General features: G+C 62.2%; 14 protein-coding genes and 2 pseudogenes. 11 read left to right on the forward strand and 5 right to left on the reverse strand.

Annotation, left to right across the window (positions count from 1 at the left end):
* Positions 1-622: 622 nt before the first annotated feature.
* Positions 623-1954 carry an ABC transporter substrate-binding protein gene (locus tag PspCFBP13509_RS07955; protein ID WP_065927721.1) on the forward strand — a complete coding sequence of 444 codons (1332 nt, stop codon included), beginning with the start codon at positions 623-625 and terminating at the stop codon, positions 1952-1954.
* Between the two features lie 3 nt (positions 1955-1957).
* Here the strand turns inward: PspCFBP13509_RS07955 and PspCFBP13509_RS07960 are convergent, their stop codons facing one another.
* Genes PspCFBP13509_RS07960 through PspCFBP13509_RS07980 form a run of 5 tightly spaced genes read right to left on the reverse strand, consistent with a single transcriptional unit; the run spans position 1958 to position 9511 of the window.
* On the reverse strand, positions 1958-3589 hold the full coding sequence (locus PspCFBP13509_RS07960) for a dipeptide ABC transporter ATP-binding protein (RefSeq protein ID WP_137211777.1): 1632 nt from the start codon (positions 3587-3589) through the stop codon (positions 1958-1960).
* Positions 3586-4470, reverse strand: a complete 885-nt coding sequence (locus PspCFBP13509_RS07965) for an ABC transporter permease (protein WP_065927719.1) — start codon at positions 4468-4470, stop codon at positions 3586-3588. The genes PspCFBP13509_RS07960 and PspCFBP13509_RS07965 overlap by 4 nt, the downstream gene beginning before the upstream one ends.
* Before the next feature lie 3 nt (positions 4471-4473).
* On the reverse strand, positions 4474-5424 hold the full coding sequence (locus PspCFBP13509_RS07970) for an ABC transporter permease (protein WP_137211778.1): 951 nt from the start codon (positions 5422-5424) through the stop codon (positions 4474-4476).
* Complete coding sequence (locus tag PspCFBP13509_RS07975) at positions 5421-7034, reverse strand: ABC transporter substrate-binding protein (RefSeq protein WP_161985723.1); 1614 nt, start codon at positions 7032-7034, stop codon at positions 5421-5423. The genes PspCFBP13509_RS07970 and PspCFBP13509_RS07975 overlap by 4 nt, the downstream gene beginning before the upstream one ends.
* Before the next feature lie 44 nt (positions 7035-7078).
* Positions 7079-9511, reverse strand: coding sequence for a TonB-dependent receptor plug domain-containing protein (locus PspCFBP13509_RS07980; RefSeq protein WP_065927716.1), 2433 nt, complete (start codon positions 9509-9511; stop codon positions 7079-7081).
* 527 nt (positions 9512-10038) lie between these two features.
* Between PspCFBP13509_RS07980 and PspCFBP13509_RS07985 the strand changes: the two genes are divergently transcribed.
* From PspCFBP13509_RS07985 to PspCFBP13509_RS08025, 10 genes and pseudogenes are all read left to right on the forward strand, one after another.
* Positions 10039-12912: a PAS domain-containing sensor histidine kinase gene (locus PspCFBP13509_RS07985; RefSeq protein WP_137211780.1), complete on the forward strand. Its 2874-nt coding sequence runs from the start codon at positions 10039-10041 to the stop codon at positions 12910-12912.
* On the forward strand, positions 12912-13541 hold the full coding sequence (locus tag PspCFBP13509_RS07990; protein ID WP_065927714.1) for a response regulator: 630 nt from the start codon (positions 12912-12914) through the stop codon (positions 13539-13541). Before PspCFBP13509_RS07985 ends, PspCFBP13509_RS07990 begins: the two co-directional genes overlap by 1 nt.
* Positions 13542-13857: 316 nt before the next feature.
* Positions 13858-14889 (forward strand): methyl-accepting chemotaxis protein, encoded by a 1032-nt coding sequence (locus PspCFBP13509_RS31935; protein ID WP_256098235.1) that lies wholly within the window; start codon positions 13858-13860, stop codon positions 14887-14889.
* 13 nt (positions 14890-14902) lie between these two features.
* A complete protein-coding gene (locus PspCFBP13509_RS08000; protein ID WP_027605685.1) occupies positions 14903-15271 on the forward strand; it encodes a response regulator in 369 nt (122 codons plus the stop codon).
* A gap of 33 nt (positions 15272-15304) precedes the next feature.
* Positions 15305-15622, forward strand: a complete 318-nt coding sequence (locus tag PspCFBP13509_RS08005; protein ID WP_065927713.1) for an STAS domain-containing protein — start codon at positions 15305-15307, stop codon at positions 15620-15622.
* Positions 15623-15626: 4 nt separating this feature from the next.
* Entirely contained in the window at positions 15627-17759 is a 2133-nt protein-coding gene (locus PspCFBP13509_RS08010; protein WP_137211781.1) for a chemotaxis protein CheA, read from the forward strand.
* A 23-nt stretch (positions 17760-17782) separates the two neighbouring features.
* Positions 17783-19300: pseudogene (locus tag PspCFBP13509_RS31665) on the forward strand (MCP four helix bundle domain-containing protein); the annotation flags it as partial.
* A gap of 63 nt (positions 19301-19363) precedes the next feature.
* Positions 19364-20080, forward strand: a pseudogene (locus PspCFBP13509_RS31670) (methyl-accepting chemotaxis protein); the annotation flags it as partial.
* Between the two features lie 123 nt (positions 20081-20203).
* Positions 20204-20716: a chemotaxis protein CheW gene (locus PspCFBP13509_RS08020; RefSeq protein ID WP_161985719.1), complete on the forward strand. Its 513-nt coding sequence runs from the start codon at positions 20204-20206 to the stop codon at positions 20714-20716.
* A gap of 118 nt (positions 20717-20834) precedes the next feature.
* On the forward strand, positions 20835-21359 hold the full coding sequence (locus PspCFBP13509_RS08025; RefSeq protein ID WP_065927710.1) for a chemotaxis protein CheW: 525 nt from the start codon (positions 20835-20837) through the stop codon (positions 21357-21359).
* Positions 21360-21380: the final 21 nt, after the last annotated feature.

The raw sequence follows: 21380 nt of genomic DNA on the forward strand, positions 1-21380 counted from the left end.
ACGCAGGCTTGAATCCGTGGGTAACCCGGCAGGACGCCGGGTTAGCCGTCCTGGGCCAAGGATGGCCCATGACGGCGGCCCACGGATTCAAGCCGGAGTGAGGGAACACCGAGCCTAAGCGAGGTGCCGAGTGTTGGGGCAAGAGCCCTTTTGGTTACTTTTGGGGCTCTTTTCCAAAAGTGACCCGCTGTAAGAGCGGAACCATAAGCAGCCGTGACCGCAGCAACGGATATGTACTCGGTCAAATCCAGCGCATGGTCGGCCCTAAGGCCGCCACGGAAGCAACCACCCTCACCACTCGGCACCTCGCCCAGGCTCGGTGTGCCCGTCACCCGGTGAGTGCAGCGACGCTTTGGCGCCGTCCGGGCCATACCAGGCGTACCCGTAGTAGCGGTTGGTGAGGTTTTTCAGTTGCAGGTCAACCCTGACGACCGAGCGCAGTGTTGGTAGCGCAACAGCGGTTCAATAAAGTGTTCGATTGTCCTGGTCGTGAAGGGTGACCGGTACAGCGCCAACCCTCGAATTTGAGGGCTTCCAGGCTTGGCATGAATTGTGTTGTGACCCGATTGGCGCTGACCCGACAACGGGAGGGAAACCTCACCTTTCATAAGAAACCACACCCATGCACAACGTCTTGCATCGCACAGTCATCGCCAGCCTGCTGGCACTCGGCGCCTTGGGCGGGCCGGTTGCCCAGGCCGCCAACGATCAACAGTTCATCCCGCTGGCCACCTACCGGGTCGGCGCCTACGCTTCCAGCGGCATTCCGTGGTGGGCGGGGGAGATTGATTACTTCCGCTACATCAACGAAGTCGAAGGCGGCGTGAACGGCGTCAAGCTGGTCTGGCAGGAGTGCGAGACCGAGTGGAAGACCGACCGCATCATCGAATGCTATGAGCGCTACAAAGCCGGTCTCGACGGCGCACCCACCGGGTTCTTCTTCACCCACAGCACACCGGCCTCCTATGCGCTGATGGACCGTGCCGCCATTGACCACATCCCGCTGATCGATGGCGCCGGCGGGCGTACCGAATCCACCGATGGCCGCGTGTTTCCCTACGCATTCCCGTTGTTGCTTAACTACTACGGCCAGGCGTCGGTGGGCATCAACTACATCGCCCAGCGCGAAGGCGGCCTGGACAAGCTCAAGGGCAAGAAGATCGTCACCGTCTATCACGACTCCGCCTACGGCCGCGAAACCCAGGCAGCCATGCAATTGCTGGCGCAAAAATACGGGTTCGAGAACATCCAGATCCCCGTGGCCGACCCCGGCAACGAGCAGTCGACCCAGTGGCGCCAGGTGCGGCAGATCAACCCGGACTGGGTGTTCCTGCGCACCTGGGGCGTGTCCACCCCCGTCGGCATCAAGACCGCCGTGCGCTTTGGCATCCCCGTGGACCGCCTGATCGGTGATGTCTGGGCCGGCTCCGAAGCCGACGTGATACCCGCCGGCACCGCCGCTAAAGGTTACCAGGCGTTGGCGCCGTTCCCCGGTGGCGACAGTTTCGACATCCATAAAAAGCTCAGGCAGTTCATCCTCGATCCCGGCAAGAGCAACCTCAAGGACCCCAGCTACTTCGGCAAGGTCTACTACAACATCGGCCTGATCAACGCCGCGATTGCCGTCGAAGCGCTGCGCACCGGCCAGGCCAAATTCGGCAACCGCGCGCTGAACGGCGAGGAAACCCGCTGGGCGTTCGAGCACCTGGACATCGACGCCGCGCGCCTCAAGGCCATGGGCTTCGAAGGTCTGCTGGCACCGTTGAAGCTGTCCTGCGCCGACCACGAAGGTGGCGGCTCCGCCCGGGTGCAGCAGTGGGATGGGCAAAAATGGGTGCTGGTGACCGACTGGCTGCAGGCCGATCGCGCCACCTTGCGTCCGTTGATCGAAGCCAAGTCCGCCGCGTATGCCCAGGAGAAGGGCATCGTGGCGCGTGATTGCTCGGCACAGTAAACCTCAGGCGGCGCTTGCCGTAAGTTGCCGGCCAGGGATGGCGGCAATCAGTTCGCGGGTGTAGTCGCTGGCCGGCTGGTTGAAGATCTGCGCGACCGAGCCTTGCTCAACCACGCGGCCATTGCGCAGCACCAGCACCTCATGGGCGAAGTTGGCCACCACTGACAAGTCGTGGGACACCAGCACATAGGCAATGCCCATCTCCCGTTGCAGCTCTTCCAGCAGGTCGAGGATGCGCGCCTGCACCGACACGTCGAGGGCGCTGACCGGTTCATCCAGCAACAGCAGGTCGGGTTTCAACGCCAAGGCCCTGGCGATGGCGACCCGTTGGCACTGCCCACCCGACAGTTCACGGGGCAGACGATCCAGAAAGCTCACCGGCAGGTGCACGCGGCTGATCAACGCCCGCGCCGCCTGCTCCAGGGCGGCGCCCTTGAGCAAGCCAAACGACACCAGCGGCTCCACAATGCTGTCGAATACCGTGAAGCGCGGGTCCAGCGCCGCGAAGGGGTTTTGTTGCACCAGTTGCAGGCGTTGGCGCAACGGGCGGAAGTCGCGCCAGCTCAGGTCGGTGACGTCTTGCTGCTCGAACCGCACCCGGCCCTGGGTCGGCTTTTCCAGGCCCAGGGCGATACGCAGCGCGGTGCTCTTGCCCGAGCCGGACTCGCCGACGATGGCCAGGGTCTGGCCGGGGTAGACCTCCAGGCTCAGATCCTCCAGGGCCACGAAGGTCGAGGGCTCGCCCTTGACCTTGGGCAGGGCAAACGTCTTGCCGACGTTGTGCAGGCTCAGGATCGGCTCACGTCCCACGTCGAGGTTGAGCAACGGTTCACGCCGCCTGGCGAAGGCGGGTGCGGCGGCGATCAGCGCGCGGGTGTAGTCGTGGCTGGGGTGCGCGAGGATCTGCCGTGGCGGACCTTGCTCGACCACTTCACCCTGTTGCATCACCAGGATGCGGTCGGCACGGTCGAGCGCCACGCCCAGGTCATGGGTGATGATCAGCAGGGAAATGCCGCGTTCACTGACCAGGCGCTGCAAGTGGTCGAGGATCTTGCGCTGCACGGTCACGTCGAGGGCGCTGGTGGGCTCGTCGGCGATGATCAGGCGCGGGTTGCCGGCCAGGGCGATGGCGATCAGCACGCGCTGGCGCATGCCGCCGGAGAGTTCATGGGGATACTGGCGTGCGCGAAGTACCGGCTTGTCGATGCCCACCTGTTGCAGCAGCTCGACAATGTCGGCGTCGACAGCGGGGTAGCGTTTGCCCTTGGCGAGTACCAGCGCCTCGGCGATTTGCTGGCCGATGCGCAATGTGGGGTTGAGGCTGACCATCGGGTCCTGGGGCACCAGGCCGATGGTGCGCCCACGCAGCTTGCGTTTCTGCCGTTCGCTGGCGTGGGTCAGGTTGTGGCCATCCACCCACAGTTCACCGGCGCCGATCTGCGCATTCTCGGGCAGCAGGCCTAGGATGGCGTTAGCCAGGGTGGATTTGCCCGAGCCGGACTCGCCGACAATCGCCACGGTCTCGCCCTGGGTGAGTGAAAACGACAGGCTGCGCACCGCCGGATTGAGCTGGCCGCCGGAACGGTAGTCGACACTCAGTTGGCGCACATCGATTAAAAGCGGCTGGGTGCTCATCGCTGGATCTCCTCGAACGTGCGGGCGATATGGTTGAGGCTGAACACCACGGCCACCAGGAACAGGCCAGGCAACAAGGACACCCACGGAGCAGTGATCAGGAAGTGGCGGCCGTTGGCTATCAAGGTGCCCCATTCCGCCGCCGGTGGGGCGGCGCCGAAACCGAGAAAACTCAAGCCTGCGGTGGCGAGGATCGCGGCGCCGAAATCCAGGGTCGCCAGCACGGCTACCGGGCCCCAGGCGTTGGGCAGGATGTGCCGCAACAACGTGCGGCCCCAACTGGCACCGCCCAGGCGAGCGGCTTCGACATAGGGCAGGGTTTTCACCCGCAGCACTTCGGCACGGGTGGTGCGGGCAAAGCCGGGAATGATGCCAATGCCCACGGCAATCGCCACGGGTACCGTACCGAAGCCAATGGCCGTGACAATCGCCAGGGCCAGCAACAGGCCGGGCAGGGCCAGCAGCACATCGACAAAGCGCATGATCAGGGCATCGATACGGCCACCGGCAAACCCGGACAAAATGCCCAGCCCCAACCCGCCCACCAGGGCGATGCCGACCGCCAGGGAGGCGGCCAGCACTGACAGGCTGGCGCCGTAGACCACGCGGGTGAACAGGTCGCGGCCCAGCTCATCGGTGCCGAACCAGTGGGTCAGGTTGGGGGCGCTGAGTTTGGCGGCGGGCGCGGTGGCGTAAGGGTCGAAGCTGCTCAGCAACTGCGGCGTCACGGCGGCGACCAGCGAGAACAGCACCACCAGCACCGCCAGGCTGAACCCTGGGCGGCGCAGCAATGGCAGGAGTGTCGCCGTTGCGCGTTGTAAGGGGCTGCGGCGGCGCCAGAGTGGTTCGCTGCGGATCAGTTTCCGGGTAAGCGTGGTCATGGTCTAGGACACCTTGGGCGTGTGGGAGATGCGCGGGTCGAGCCAGGGGTAAAGCAGGTCCACCAGCAGGTTCACCAGGACAAATGCCGCCGCCGAGACCGCGACGATGGCCAGCACCACCGGAATGTCCTGGCGCAGCACCGCTTCCTGGGCCAGGCGGCCGATGCCGGAGCGAGCGAAGATGGTTTCCACCAGCACCGCGCCGGACACGGTGTTACCCACCTGCAGGCCGATCAGGGTGAGGATCGGCAGCGCGGCGTTCCTGAACCCGTGGCGCGCCTGCACCTGGCCCCGGCTCAAGCCCTTGGCGTACGCAGTGACGATATAGGCCTCTTTCCACACGCCCTGGAAGCTGCGTTGCAGCACCTGGGCGTACACCGCTGCGCTGGGAATCGCCAGGGTGATCGCCGGCAGCACCAGGCTTTCAACCCCGCGGCTGCCAGTGGCGGGAAACCAACCCAGGCCAAACGCAAACACCTGGATCAACAGCAACCCCATCCAGAACACCGGCACCGAAAAGCCCAGGGACGGCAAGCGCGCCAATGCCTTTTTCAACAGTTGCCAGCGGATATACGCGGTGAGGTAAGCCAGGCCGATACCGCCGAGCAGCGAGAGCACAATCGCCAGGCCGGCCAGGGAAAGGGTCTGGGGAAGGCGTTCGGCGAGCAATTCGGCCACCGGGCGATTGAGTGACAGCGACTGCCCGAAGTCCCCGCGCAATGCCCCCAGCAGCAGGTCGATATATTGCTCGAACAGGCCTTTGTCCAAGCCGTAGTAGGCGCGCGCCTTGGCCAGGTCTTCCACCGACAGGGCGTCGGCTTCCATGCCGGACGCGCTGAGCATGATCGACAAGGTATCGCCCGGCAGCAGATAAAGGATGAAGTAGGTGATGCTATAGGCCCCCCATAGCACCAGCAGCGCCTGGCCGACCCGGCCGATCAGGTAGCGGCTCATGGCGTGCCGACCTCGATATCGCCCAGCAGCGCGAAGCCTTCGGCAGTCCAGCGGAAGTTTTTCACCTTGGGCGACGTCGCGGCCTGCCACACGCGCTCATACACCGGGAACGCCGAGCCCTCGTCGATCAGCAGGTCCTGCAGGTCGCCGTAGGCTGCCGCCCTTTGAGCGCTTTGGGTGGCGGTGATGCCGGCGTCAAACAGGCCCTTGGCGCGCTCAAGCACCTGCGGCTCAAAGATGTTCGTCGCTACGGTTGAGCTGTTGGCAGTACGTGGATCAAGGATGGTTTGCAGGATGATCGGATCGGCGCGGGTCATGTAGCTGATCGTCAGGTCGTAGTTGCCGGCGGAGTTGTTGGCGACCCATTCGGCACGCGTTACCACGCTGAGTTTTACCTCAATGCCGACTTTGCGCAGTTGGTCCTGCAGCAGCACATCGCCGGCGGTCTCGGCCTGCATGACGTTGTAGTTCAGGCTCAGGCGCTTACCGTCCTTCTGCCGATAGCCGTCTGCGCCTTTGGCCCAGCCGGCAGCGTCCAACAGGCGCTCGGCGCCCACCGGGTCATAGGCGAGCTTGGCGCCCTGGCTCTTGAAGTAAGGCGTGGTCACATCAAAGATGCCGTCTACCACCGCGAACTCGTCGTTGTAGACGGTACTCGCGTAGCTCTTGCGGTCGATGGCTTTCTGCACGGCGAGACGCACCTGTTTATCGGCCAATACGCGACTGCCACGGGTGTTGGGCAACAGGTTCAGGGAGGGCCCCGGCAGCGAGCGGCTCTGGATGGTGGCGCCCTTGGATTGGAACAGTTTCAGGTCGACTTCCGAGAACGGGTTGCGGGGCCACAGGATGTCGGCCTTGCCTTGCAGGAACAGGCCGTTACGCACGCTTTCCTCGGGGATGTAGGTGACGTCCACCGCATCCAGGTGCGCTTCGCCCTGGTTTTTCATATTGGCAGACGCCCAGGCGTAACCCTTGCGCTTGGTCAGGTGCGCGCCGACTTCCGGGGTGTAGCTGGCCAATACGAACGGGCCGGTGCCGATGATCTTGCCGAGTGAGCGTTCCTTGACGCTCAGCGCGTAGGAGGCCGGCGCGAGGATGGCCAGGTTGGTCGTGGAGGTCGCCTGCAGGAAGCCCGCATTGGGTTTGGCGAGCACCAGCTTGACGGTCAAGTCATCGACCACTTCGGCGTGATCAAAGCCTGCCAGGTACGTCGCGCCGAAGGTGGCCGGCAGCTCGGTCGCCAGTGCCTTGTTGCTGTCAAACGCGGTTTTCACGGCCTTGGCATCGAAGCGTTCGCCGTTGCTGAAGGTGACGTTGTCGCGCAGGTGGAAGGTGTAGGTCAACGTGTCGTCACTGACTTCCCAGCTTTTCGCCAGCCAGGGAATGATCCTGCCGGTCTGCGGGTCCTGGTCGGTGAGGGATTCGGCGATATTGCGCAGCAGCACCCGGTGTTCGAGCCAGTAGACCTGGAACGGATCAATGCTGACCAGGATGGTGTTGTCGCCAAAGAAGGCGATGTTCAGGGTCTTGCCGGCCTGGCTGTCACTGCCCGCAGGTGAGCAGGCGGCCAGGCTCAACATCAGGACGCAAGGGGCCAATAGACGGCTCATCAAGTTGGAGGTGTTCAATGGGATGCCCTCGTATGGCGATTGGCTTAGAAGTCGTAGGCCAGCTTGGTGTACCAGTAGCCACCGCCGGGGTAGAACGGCGGGTTACCGTAGGGCGCCAGGCCCAGGTTGCTGTAGACGGCGTGCCGGTCGGGGCGCACGTCGAAGATGTTGGTGCCGCCGATGCTGACGGTGATCTGGTCGACGAAGGTGTAGCTGACGTCCAGGTCGGTGATCCATTTCGCACCGAAGCTGCGGTCGCCGGAGGGGTTTACCGCCAGGGTCTTGACCGCACCGTAGCGGCTGGTTTGCAGGTTCACTGCGAGGTCCTCGACCTTCCAGTTGGCGCCCAGGATCCATTTGGTCTTGGGCGAGGCTTGCGTGAGATCGCCTTCGCGGTCGCGGCCCACCAGGGTGACGCCGGAGTTGGCCAGCGCACTCGGGGTGTCCCGTGTGCCTTCGATAGTGGTCTTGTTCCAGTTGAAGCCCAGGCTCCAGCGCACATCGCCCCAGGCATCCAGCGGCGTGGTGTGGTCGGCGACCACGTCCAGGCCACGGGTGCGGGTATCGAAGGCGTTGGTGTAGTAGTTGACCCAGGTCCCCGAGGGCACGCCTTGGGCGGTGAGGATGCCGTTGATCACGCCGTTGCCCTGATCGTAGATATTGCTGGTCAGGGCGATGCGGTCGTCGATGTCGATCAGGTAAGCGTCGGCGGTGATGCTGGTGCGCGGTGCCGGCTGCCAGGTCAAGCCCAGCCCGAGGTTGCGTGACTTTTCCGGCTTGAGGTCATCGCCACCCAAGGCCTTGGCCAGGTTGCTGCCCGACGGGGTCAGGCGGGTCACGGCGGGCACCACGTTGCCGTTCACGTCGACGGCCACCCGGTTGTCGGCCACGGTGTAGCCGATCTGGGTCAGGGATGGCGCCCGGAAGCCGGTGCCGACGGTGCCGCGCACGGCGACGCTGTCGGTCAACTCGTAGCGCGAATTCACTTTGAGGCCGAAGGTGTTGCCCGAGTCGTCATCGTAATGTTCGATGCGCCCGGCGACGTCGAGAAACCAGCGTTCGGTCAGGTCGAAGCCCAGGTCCAGGTAGCCGGCGTAGTTGTTGCGGATCAGGCTGACTTCATCCTCCGGGCGAATCGTCACCGCCGCCTGTGCGCCCGATGCCGCCGGGTAGGTGCCGGTGATATAGGCTTCGGGGTCACCGGCGAAGGTGCTGAAATGTTCCCAGCGATGCTCCAGGCCGGCCGACACTTGCACCGGCGAGGTCAGGTTGAACAGGCTGTCGTAGCGGCGGGTGACGTCCAGGTTGTTCACCCACTGCTCGAAGCGAAAGGTCGCCAGGTTGTCGAACCTGGTCGGCGAGGCGGTGCCCAGGGACGGGTTGATATTCAGGTCGCTGGAATGGTGGACGTTGTTGCGTCCGTAGGTGGTGCTCAGGTCCCAGTTCCACTCGGCCGCCTGGCCCTTGCCGCCGAACAGCAGTTGGTAGTCGCGGTCCTTGATGTTGTTCAGCGGGTAGTAGCCGTCGGGGAACACCTCGGGCACGGCGGCCCGGCCGGTCGGCAGGCGGAAGTAGTTGGCGGCCTCGGCATCGCGCTCGCCGTAGGTTGAGAACGAGTAGAGCGTCAGGTCTTCCAGGGGCAGTTCGGTGTTGTAGGCGAGGTTGAAGGCCTTCAGGTCGGGGTCGCCGTTCTTGATTGCCACGCGGTCCCAGGCCGCTTCCCTGGCCGGGTCGTTGAAGGCGCGTACGCTGCTGTCGGCCTTGTCGTTCCACGCGGCCTCGCCGCGTTTGCGGGCGTCGGCGGAGAGGTGGAAAAAGCCGCCGTCGCCCAGCTTGAAACCCTGGTCGCCGGCCACCTTGATCGTCTCACCCTGGCCGGAAAACAACTGGCCGTAGCTGGTTTCCAGATGCCCGCCGCTGTTGCCGGTCTTGAGGATGATATTGATCACCCCGGCCACGGCATCGGAACCGTACTGGGCCGCCGCGCTGTCTTTAAGCACCTCGATGTGGTCCACCGAACTGACCGGGATCAGGTCGATGTCCACCGCATTGGCGCCGCTGTTGTCGATCGACCCGCGCTGGCCGGTGGCGCCGTTGTGCCGGCGTTTGCCGTTGACCAACACCAGGGTATAGGCCGGGCCGAGGCTGCGGTTGCTCAGCGGACGCGTCACCGAGTTGTAGCCGGCGATATTGGTGCCGAAGTTGAACGACGGCAGCAGCTTGGCAATCGCCTCGGACAACTCGGCGCGCCCGGTCTTGAGCAACTGTTCGCTGTTGATCACGTCAATCGGTGCCGGGCTGTCGGCCACGGTGCGTTGCTGGCCACGCAAACCGGTGGAGATCACGGTCACCGTATCGAGCTTGGCCTCGTCGGCGGCGGCTTCGGCGAAGGAGGGCGCGCCGGCCAGCAGCAGGGAACTGGTCAGCAGTGACAGGTGGAATCTTCTGCGGGGTAGGGGGGCGGCGATGTCTGGCATGTCGGGAAGGGTCCATGTAAGCCTGCTGAAGGCTCCTGGTGATCGGGGGTACGTCCTCCGCCAGGCATGGGGTCGGTGTGTGGAATGAAGATATCCCTATAAAAAACCGTGGGGAAAGTCTTTTTTGGAATAAGCTAATTATTAGATATTGTTATCTTGTAAATTTATAAGATCATCTATTTTTATTATGTGCAGGGCCTTGGCGTGGGTTGAGTGTTCGACATCCAAAACATCGACGTGGGGTGGCATGCCTGAGGTCGGCGTGAGGATTCCCTGCGGCTGAACGTAAATCTTTAGTCTGGCTGGCGCCGGCCGTAAATGAGACTACGATAGTCTCCATCAAGTGCCGGGCAACGCTATCCATAGGGTGTTGTTTTTGTGGGCACCCGTTGGGCATACATTCAATTGACTGGTTCGGTTACCGGCTTCGCCAGATACCCAGGCTTTTATGGGCCGAACCAGCAACAACTTTTGAAGTATTTACGGTGGGGTCTTCATCGTAAGCGTGGACGTATGCAGGAGCGGTAATGGCAGTCAAGGAATTGCTGCAAACCCTTAAAGGCGTATTTGCCTGCCTGTCGGGTGCGGTTGTGGTCCTGGATCGATCTGCACGGGTCGTGTTGGGCAACCCTGCGTTTTCAACGTTGCAGTGTCAGAACGGCGTCTCTCCTGAGGCAAACACCGAGTTTCTGTCCTTGCTGCGCCCGCAGGACAGCCAGCTTTTTTATGCGGCGCTGGAAAAGGCCGATGGGCAATCCCGGGTGTGTTTCGAGGCGACCGCGAGGCAGTCCGGCCGGTTGAACCTGTCGATGACACCGTGGCGCGACGACTATTTTATTGTTGAAATCCTTCCCCTGTCTGGGCCCCCAACCGCGCATTCCCACAGCGAGCGCTTCTCCGAGATCCCCCTTGAAGCCATTTTCGATTCCTCCGGCACTGGCTTGGCCCTCGTGTCACTGGACGGTCGTTGGCTGAGGGCCAATAGCGTCATTTGCAGGCTGCTTGGCTACAGCGAGGCACAGCTGCAAAACACCACGTTCATGGCCTTGACCCACCCCGAAGACCGCGAAGTGGGCAAGCAGCTGATAGAAGAGTTGAAGGGCGGTGCACGGCAGGGCGCTACCTTGCATAAACGCTACATCCACCACGACGGCCAGGTTGTCTGGGTGCGCCTGACCGTGGGGCTGGTGCGGGACGACCAGGGGCAGCCGATCTGTTTTGTCTCCCAACTGGAAGACATCACCGAGAACTGGCAGCTTCGCGAAACCTTGCTGGGCAGCGAGCTGAAATTCCTCACCCTGGCGGAGAATTCCCCCAACATCATTGTTCGCTACGATCGCAACCTGTTGCGTACGTACGTCAACCCGACGTTCCTGCTCTTGACCGGCATGTCTTATGACGAGGCCATAGGCGCCAGCCCCAGGGAGCAGCCCGGCGATTACCTCGACCATCTGCGTCATGTGGCATCCACAGGCGAGACCGCTCAATTCCTCAACAGTTGGCCGGCCGGCCCCGGTGGTGAAGCGGTGAGTTGTGTCGTCAGCCTGATGGCTGAACGCAGCCCATCCGGTGAGGTGGCAGGCGTGCTGGCACTGGCCCACGACATCACTGAGTTGCGCAAACAGCAAGTGCTTGAGGACGCACGTCTGCGCATCTTCGAAACAATGGCCACGGGCGCCTCACTGGACGAAACCCTGGGGTTGCTGGTGAGCTATCTTCAACTGGCCTTGCCTCACTGTTCCTGTGGCGTAGTGCTTGCTGAACCGCAAAGCCTCGATTCGTCGGTATCCAAGCCTTCTTCCGCCTGCTGGTACGAGCCCATCCTCGACAATCAGGGGCAGACCCTTGGGGCTTTCGCGTTGTCGCGCTCGCCCGGCTCTGCGCTGGATGAGAGCGACCTGCAGCGCGTGCGCCAGACCTGCCACATTGCCGCGATTGCCATTGAACGCTGGCGCTCCGAATCCTTGCTCAGGGAGCGCGAGCGCCGCTACCGGGATATTTTCGACCATACCCTGGACATGTTGTGCCTGCTGGAAGCAGCGCCACGGGGTGAGCTGCGCTGTGTCGAGGTCAATCCGGCCCTGTTGCAGGTACTTGGGAAACCCCATGGCGAGGTTATTGGCGAGGCGCTGGCGTCGATCTTTGGCCGGCTCAACGCGGAAAGAATCCAGGCCCTCCATGACCAATGCAGGGCCGCCGGACGGGTGGTGGAGTCTGAGGAGAGCATGGTGCTGCGCAACGAAGTGCGCAACCTGCACTTTACCCTGGTGCCAGTCGCCGACTCGGGCAGCTTGGGCCCGCGGGTCTTGGTGATCGGTCGTGATGTGACCCATTTGACCCGGGCCCGACAGAAAGAACTGGAACGCCAGCACGACATCAACGCCCTGGTGGAAAACAGCCCGGACGCCGTCGCTCGCTTGAGTGTTCTCGGGGAGGTGCTTTACGTCAATGCGCAGTTGCGAAAATGGGTGGGCGGGGCCTGGCCGGAACTGATGGGCATGCCCATGGATGAAGTGGTGCCCCTGAACGCCCAGTCCCAGCTTTTTCGAGAATTGGTGGCCCAGGTGATTCGCCAGAATAAAGCCACGGAACAGGAGTTCTTATTGTCGGGTTTGAAAACCGCGCCCAAGGTGGTGTTGATCCACTTTGTTCCCGAGGTCGACGGCCAGCGCGTTGTCAGCGTGCTGGCCGTCGGGCGCGATATTTCCAAGCTGCGCGCGGCGGAGCGGCGCCTGGCCAATTCCAACGCACAATTACGCGACCTGTCGACCCGCCGGGAAACGGCGCGGGAAGAGGAGCGCAAACTGATTGCCAGGGAGATCCATGACGAACTGGGCCAGCACCTGACGGCGCTGCGCATGGGCATCTCGTTGCTGAGGTTTCAGTTCGGCGCCGATACGCCTGAGCTCACCCCTCAGGTCGAGCGCTTGATGGGGCTGACCGACAAGACCATCCAGGTCGTGCGCAATGTGTCCACGAGCCTGCGCCCCTCCGCGCTGAACCTGGGGCTGGTGTCCGGTCTTGAATGGCTGACAGCCGAATTCGTCACCCTGACCCAGGTTCCCTGTGCGTTGAACCTGCCGCTGATTCCCCTGACCCTTCCGGATACCCACGTGACCGCAGCGTTTCGCATCGTGCAGGAATCGCTGACCAATATCGCGCGTTATGCCCAAGCGACGCAGGTCAGCGTCACCCTGAGCCCGCAGGAGACGCACTGGGTGCTCGAGGTCCAGGATAACGGCAAGGGCTTTGACCCCGATGCCGTCGGCCGCCAGACCCTGGGCTTGGCCGGCATGCGTGAGCGCGGCCTGATGCTGGGCGGCAAAGTGATCATTTTCAGTCATCCTGGGCAGGGCACTACGGTCCAGGCGTTCATTCCGATGCACAAGGATAGGTATTGATGATTCGCATGCTGATCGCCGATGACCACACCATCATGCGCGAAGGGCTCAAGCAACTATTCTCGCTGGTCGCCGACGTGCAGGTGGTGGCCGAAGCCGAGAGTGGTACGCAACTGATCGAACTGTTGCGCCAAGTCGAGATCGACCTGTTGCTGCTCGACATGAATATGCCGGGTATCAGCGGCGAGATTCTGATTGCGCGCCTGCATACCCAATACCCGAAACTGCCGATTCTGGTGTTGAGCATGCATAACGAAATCCATATCGCGCAACGGGCATTACGCGCCGGTGCACTTGGCTACCTGACCAAGGACCGCGATCCCGAAACCCTGTTGGTCGCGATGCGTCGAGTGGTCAGTGGCCAACGCTACCTGGACCCCGGGCTGGCGGAACAGATCGCGCTGCAAAGCAGTGGCTTGAAGCAGCAGACCTTTGTCGAGAGTTTGTCCGATCGCGAGTTCCAGATCCTGCGCCTGCTGGCGCACGGTATGAGCGTCAACCAGATCGCCGAGCAGTTGGTCATCAGTAACAAGACGGTCAGCACCCACAAGACCCGGCTGATGGAAAAAATGGGGTTTTCCTCCACCGCAGACATTGTGCGCTTCGCCATGACCCTGGGTATTTCGTGAAGCGTGTACGGGGGTAGGGATTTTCCTAGGCGGTTTTCCAGGATCCCTACCCCAGAATAGGGATGCTCCGATGGTGGCAGTGCCATTATCGGGCCAGTATCTCTTTCAAGCAGTCGAATGACCGGTCAGGTCGTGACGACATGCCTTGACAGGGAGACAAACCGTGAGCGCACCGACACCACCCCCTTCCGCTGCTTTGACCCTGTTTCCGGTTGCGTTCGCGGGTCTGCTGGGCGGGCTTGCGATTGCCTGGAGCGAGCGCTTCAGCATGGTGTCGCTGGCCGCTGGTGGCGCCTTGTTTACGTTGTGTATCGGCATGGGCCTGTGGGCAAACAGCAGGTGCCGGGCGCAGTGGCGTGGCCTGCAACAGCAGCTCGATCAACCGGCATCCATTGCTCCGACGCTGGCCGTCGATAACGGCCTGGCACAGGTGTGCGTCAGCGTGCTGCCGATCTGGTCGCGGCAGATAGAAGCGGCGCGTTCGATCAGTGAAACCTCGATTCTCAGCCTCAGCGAGCGTTTTGGCGCGCTGTCATCCAACATCAGCCACAGCGTCTCCAGCAATGGCGGCCAGGACGCTTCGCAACAATTGGTCGACTTGCTGGAGGTGGGCCAGGCCGACCTCAACTCCATCGTCGTGGCCCTGCGCGCCGCGCTCACCAATAAGGAGAATGAGCTCAAGGAAGTCATGCAGCTCTCGGGCTTCACCGAGCAGCTTCAGCAGATGGCCAAGTTTGTCGGCGACATCGCCAGTCAAACCAACCTGCTTGCCCTCAACGCGGCTATCGAAGCTGCGCGAGCCGGGGAGGCGGGGCGAGGGTTTGCGGTGGTCGCCGATGAAGTGCGCAAGTTGTCGAGCATGTCCGGCGAGACCGGGCGCAAGATCAGCGAAACCGTGATCACCGTCAACGCCGCCATCGCCCGTACGGTGCAGATGTCCCGCCACCACGCCGAACAAGACACCCTGACCCTCGCCGATTCGGAGCGCGTGGTGTCGGAGGTTATCGAACATTTTCGCGCAACCGCCCAGACCATTGTGCGCAACAGCCATGACCTGCAGCAGCAGAGCGCCAACGTCGCCGACGAGATTGCCCAGGTGCTGGTTGCCCTGCAGTTCCAGGACCGCGTCAGCCAGATGTTGACCTTGATTACCCGCGACCTCGACAAGTTGCAGCAGCAGTTGGACGAACGTCATGAGTCGAGCCTCAGCGGACAGTCCCTGGCGCCAATGAGCAGTGACCGTTGGCTGCAGGAGCTGTCAACGGCCTACACCATGCCGGAGCAGCACGCCATTCATGGCGGTAAAGCGCCTGCCCAGGCCGCTGCCAACGAAATCACGTTTTTCTAGAGGAGTTTTTCCGATGAGCAAAACCATTCTGATCGTCGACGACTCGGCCTCCATCCGCCAGGTGGTGAGCATCACCCTCAAAGGCGCCGGTTACGACGTGATCGAAGGCTGTGATGGCAAAGACGCCCTGAGCAAACTGGACGGCCGCAAAATCCACCTGATTGTCAGCGACGTGAACATGCCCAACATGGATGGCCTCAGTTTCGTCAAGGCCGCCAAGCTGTTGCCGGCCTACAAGTTTACGCCGGTCATCATGCTGACCACCGAAGCCAGCGATGCGATGAAGCAGCAAGGCCAGGCTTCCGGTGCCAAGGCCTGGATGGTCAAGCCCTTCCAGCCTGCGCAAATGCTGACTGCCGTCTCCAAGTTGATCCTGCCATAGCGATGACCAGCGACCGCTGGCCAGGAGGTTTGCATGAAAAGCTCCGTCCCGATGCTACGTCGAATCCAGGTCATGGAGGGCCCCTTGACGATCTACACGGCTGCCGAGCAAAAGGACGTGCTGTTGTCGTTGTTTCCCCTGGCCCATGAAGTCGAGTTGGACCTGTCCAGTGTCGATGAACTCGACAGTGCCGGTTTGCAGCTGTTGATCCTCATCAAGCGCGAGTCTCTCAAGGAGGGCACCCAGCTGTTGCTGAGCAACCCCAGTTCGACGGTGAGCGAAGCCTTTCGCCTCAGCGGCCTTGACGACTACTTCACCAATGCGAGTTTCACCCAGTCGGTCGGAGCGTAAGCGTATGAACATGGATGACGTGCTGCAGACGTTCATTGCCGAAAGTCGCGAGCTTCTGTTGCAAATGGAAGATGCGCTGCTGCAGATCGAGAAGTCGCCCCAGGACCTGGACACCATCAACGGCCTGTTCCGCGTGGCCCACACCATCAAGGGGTCGGCCGGCCTGTTTGGCTTGATGCCGATCGTTGAGTTCACCCATGTCGCCGAAAGCGTGCTGGACCGGGTGCGCAGCCTGGAAGTGCGCGTCGACGAGGCGTTGAGTGCGTTGTTCCTCGACGCCCGTGACCATATCGGCCAATTGATCGACCTGCTGGCCGAGGACGGCAACCTGGATCGCCTGGACGAACCGGTGCGGGCTCAGGGTCAAGCGCTCATTGAGCGGCTGTCGCTGTATCTGGACGCGGCGGTCTCGACCCCGGCGCCTACCCTTCAAGCGCCGGCGCCGGCGGATGAGCCAGGCGCCAGTCCCGGCCATTGGCATTTGTCGCTGCGCTTTGGCCCGGATGTGTTGCGCAATGGCATGGACCCCTTGGCGTTCCTGCGCTATCTGAGCACGCTGGGGCGTTTGCTGCACACCGTTACCTTGTTCGATGGGTTGCCGCCCATGACCGCCATGGACCCGGAAACCAACTACCTCGGGTTTGAACTCGCACTGGCCAGCGACGCGTCCCTGGAGGTCATCGACGGCGCCTTTGATTTTGTCCGCGAGGACGCGCTGGTTCGCATCCTTGCGCCGAATGCCACGGTGCAGGCGTGTCGGACCCATCTCGACGAGTTGCCGGAAGACAACGCCGCGCTGATCGAGCTGCTGGTGCGTTGCGGCACACTGACCGAGGCCCAGGCCTTGCTCGTGACCCAGGACGCCGAGCAGGCACCGGTCGAAACGCGCAGCGAGCCTGATGTCCAGGATTCGACAACGCCGCCGGTCAAGGCCGGCAAAAGCGCGGCGAGTAACGAAGGCAACCTGATTCGGGTCGATGCCGCCAAGCTGGACCAACTGATCAACCTGGTCGGCGAGCTGATCATTGCCGGTGCCGGCGCCAACCTGGTGGCGGTACGCAGTGGGATTGGCGAGATGATCGAAGCCACCAGCCTGTTATCGCGGCTGGTCGAGGAAGTACGCGACTCGGCGCTGACCCTGCGCATGGTGCAGATCGGCGCAACCTTCACGCGGTTCCAGCGGGTGGTGCGGGACGTCTCAAAAGAGTTGGGCAAGGACATCGTGCTGCACATCGGCGGCGGTGAGACCGAGCTGGACAAGACCGTCGTCGAACGCATTGGCGACCCGCTGACCCATTTGGTGCGCAATGCCATGGACCACGGCATCGAGCCTGCGTCGACGCGCCTCCAGCGGGGCAAGCCGGCCCAGGGCACGGTACGCCTGAATGCCTATCACGAATCCGGCAGCATCGTGATCGAGGTGTCCGACGACGGCGGTGGCCTGGCCAAGGACAAGATCCTGGCCAAGGCCCGTGAGCGTGGTTTGGTGGGAGAGGGCCAGCAGCCGTCGGACAAAGACATTCTGAATCTGATTTTCGAGCCGGGATTCTCCACCGCCGACCAGGTCAGCAACCTGTCCGGGCGTGGCGTAGGCATGGACGTCGTGAAGCGCAATATCACGGCGTTACGCGGCAGCGTCAGCCTCGAGAGCGAAGTCGGGCAGGGCACCACGGTGCGCATCCGCCTGCCGCTGACGCTGGCGATCATTGACGGTTTCCTGATCGGGGTGGGCAAGGCTTCTTACGTGATTCCGCTGAACATGGTGGAGGAGTGTATCGAGCTGGCCCCTCAGCGGGGCACCGAAACCGGCTACCTGGACCTGCGGGGCGAGGTGCTGCCAATCCTGCGGCTACGCGACATGTTTGATGTGCAAGAGCCTGGAGGCAACCGGGAAAACGTGGTCGTCGTGCAATACGCAGGCTTGCGTGCCGGCCTGGTGGTCGATCGCCTGCAGGGGGAGTTCCAAACCGTGATCAAGCCACTGGGCAAAGTGTTTGGTGATGCCCATGGGCTGGGCGGGTTCACCATCCTCGGAAGTGGAGCCGTTGCGCTGATCCTGGATATCCCGAATTTGCTAGGACAGGTTGCCAAGGAAACCCCACATCGTTCGATCCCAAGCCCTTTATCGACTCATTGAAGCGTCATCAGGAGTGCCTCGCCATGACTGTTATTAGAAATATCATGTTGCTGGTTTTCACAGCCATGCTGGGTGTCTGCGTGTTGGGTGGCACCAGCCTGTACCTGGCCGGTGAAATCAATACGAGCGCCAGCTATGCCAACGTCAACACGGTGCCCAGCCTGCTGGAGATCGACCGCGCCGCCGCGGCCTTCACCGACCTGCACGCCTTGCAATGGCAACGCTTGAACGAGACCGACAAAACCAGCGTGCCGGCTTACGCGGCCAGCGTGGCGCAGGATTTCAGTGCCGTAGGCAAAGCCCTGGATCGCTATCAGGCCGAGTTGACCTCCGACGAGCACGATACGGCGTTGTTGAAACAACTGCGCGGCCACTTGGCTGAGTTTGCGGCGTTGCAGACGCACTTCGACAAGCTCATCGATGACGGTGACCAGGCCTCGGCCCGTGCATTGATCGAGACGAGCCAGCCCCTGCAGACCGCCGTGCTCACGGCGATCGGCGAGCTGCGTGAATACAACCTGGAACTGGGGCGCAAGGGCCAGGTGCTTGCCACCACCACCGAGAAGAACGCACGCACCCTCATCCTGCTGGTGAGCGGCCTGACCCTGGTGGCTACCCTGCTGATCGGTGTCTTGCTGGGGCGCAATCTGATGCGCCGGCTCGGGGCGGAACCTACCGTGGTGCAAGCCTATGCGGCACGTCTATCGGCTGGCGAGTTGAATGCCAAGGCAACGCTCAAGGCGGGAGACACCACCAGCCTGATGGCGAGCATGCAGCAGTTGGGCGCGAACCTGCATGAATTGATCGTGGAGATGGACCGTATGTCCAGTGAACACGACAAGGGCGAGATCGATGCACAGATCGATGCCGGCCGTTTTCATGGCAGTTACCGCTCCATGGCCCAGGGCATCAACGATATGGTCAACGGCCACATCGCGGTGAAGAAAAAAGCCATGGCCTGCATACGCGCCTTCGGTAACGGTGATCTGTCTGAGCCCCTGGAACAATTCCCCGGCAAAAAAGCCTTTATCAACGACAACATTGAGCTGTTGCGCACCAACATCCTGGCGCTGATCAATCAAATGCAGCACATGTCCAGCGAGCATGAAAAAGGTGACATTGACGTGATGATTGACGTCGAGGGCTTCTCGGGTTCGTACCGGGATATCGGCCAGGGCATCAATGACATGGTCAACGGCCATATCAACGTGAAGAAAAAGGCCATGGCCTGTATTCGCGCGTTCGGCGAAGGGGATTTGTCCGCGCCTCTGGAGCGTTTCCCCGGCAAGAAAGCCTTCATCAATGAAAACGTCGAGCAACTGCGCGCCAATATCCTGGCCCTTGTGGAAGATACCAGCGAGATCAGCGACAGTGCGCTGATCGGCAAGCTGGACACCCGCCCTGACGCCGCCCGGCACCAGGGCGATTTCCGCCGCATCATCCTCGGTATCAACGGTTCTCTGGACGCGATCATCGTACCGATCACCGAGGCCATGGAGGTGCTGTCGGCGATGGCCGCCGGCGACCTGACCCGCAGCATTACCGGCGACTACCAGGGCAAGTTCCTGGAGCTGAAGCACTCGGTCAATGGCACCGTGGAAAAACTCTCGGAAATCATCGGCGAAGTGCGCGGCTCGGCGGACTCGCTGTCGAGCGCTTCGGAAGAGATCTCCGCCACCGCCCAAAGCATGGCCCAGTCGGCTTCCGAGCAGGCGGCATCGGTCGAACAGACCTCGGCGTCGATGGAGCAAATGTCAGCGTCCATTTCCCAGAACACCGAAAATGCCAAGGTCACCGACGGCATGGCGGGCAAAGCCAACAAGGAAGCGTCGGAAGGCGGTCGAGCCGTGAAGGACACCGTGGCGGCGATGAAAACCATCGCCGAAAAAATCGGCATCGTCGATTCCATTGCCTACCAGACCAACTTGCTGGCGCTCAACGCGGCGATCGAAGCGGCACGGGCCGGCGAGCACGGCAAAGGCTTTGCGGTGGTCGCGGCCGAAGTGCGCAAACTGGCGGAACGCAGCCAGATTGCCGCACAGGAAATCAGTGAAGTGGCCAAGAACAGCGTGGCCCTGGCCGAACGGGCGGGCAACCTGCTGGACGAGATTGTGCCGTCGATTGCCAAGACCTCCGACCTGGTACAGGAAATTGCGGCTGCCTCGGAAGAACAATCCATCGGTTCCGAACAAATCAACAGCGCGATGTCGCAGATGAGCCAACTGACCCAGCAAAACGCGTCGGCCTCCGAGGAACTGGCGGCGACGGCCGAGGAAATGAGTGGCCAGGCCGAGCAGTTGCAGGAACTCATGGGGTTTTTCACCGTGCAAAGCAAACGTGCCGGGCGCAATGTCTCGATGCCCCAGATCAGCCGAGCCATGTCCACCCAGGACCTGGACAGTCGCTCCTCGGACGGCGGTTTCGTCCGCTTCGGGAGTTGACCCATGGGCACCTCAGCGGTCATGCAGGGCGCTGTCGAACCTGCGTCTCCAGTGGATGAACCCTTGCAGTACCTGACCTTCCTGGCGGCCGAGGAGATGTACGCGGTCAATACCCTGAGCGTTCGTGAAATCATCGAATACAACCAGGTGACCAGCGTACCGATGATGCCGGAATTCCTGCGGGGGGTTATCAACCTGCGCGGCTCGGTAGTGCCGGTCGTGGACCTCAAGGCGCGTTTCGGCAAGGGCACGACGGTACTGGGCAGTCGCACCTGCATCGTCATCCTTGAGGCGGCGAAGGAGGGCGAATCCCAGGTCCTGGGGGTGGTGGTGGACTCGGTCAGCGAAGTGATCGAGATACTCGAGATCGATATCAAGCCCGCTCCGGCGTTCGGCAATCACATTCGCACCGACTTCATCGGGGGGATGACCAAGGTGCGAGGCGAGTTCGTCACGCTCCTGCAGATCGAGCATGTGCTGTGTGTCGATGAGATAGCAGGCCTGATCTCTGTATAGGTATCTCAACGCTGAACCCCCCCGGCGGATAGGGCTGTTGTGGTGAGCGGGCTTGTCCCGCGCCGGGGTGCGAAGCGCCCCTGATGAAGACGAAAACGTATTTGAACCGAGGTGAATCATGGCCCCACCCATCGACAGTCCAGGCAATGCCAGCGTCTCGAGCCCGAGCCAGTACCTTACCTTTGTGCTGGGGGAGGAGATGTTCGCCGTGGGCACGCTCAACGTTCGGGAAATCATCGAATACGGGCCGATCACCAGCGTGCCGTTGCTGCCTCCCAGCATACGCGGGGTGATTAACCTGCGCGGCGCGGCGGTGCCCGTGCTCGACCTGGGGGTGCGCTTCCGTGGCGAACGCACGGTGCAGACTCCAAGGACCTGCTTTGTGATCCTTGAGGTACAGGCCAATGCCCAGCGCAAGCCGGTGGGCATCATTGTCGATGCGGTCAGCGAGGTCCTGGAGATCGCCGACCAGGACATCGAACCCTCGTTGAATTTCGGCACCGATGTCAGGGCCGACTTTTTACTGGGCATCGGCAAACTGGAGAGCGGTTTCGTGCTGTTGCTGGACATCGGTCGCGTGTTGTCCCTGGAACAGGTCGATGCGCTGGCCAACCTTGAGTCTTCGCTACCTTCGATCGCCTGAACAGGCTGGGGGAATGTCCTG

It is taken from the genome of Pseudomonas sp. CFBP13509 (assembly GCF_005233485.1).
GTDB lineage: Bacteria > Pseudomonadota > Gammaproteobacteria > Pseudomonadales > Pseudomonadaceae > Aquipseudomonas > Aquipseudomonas marginalis.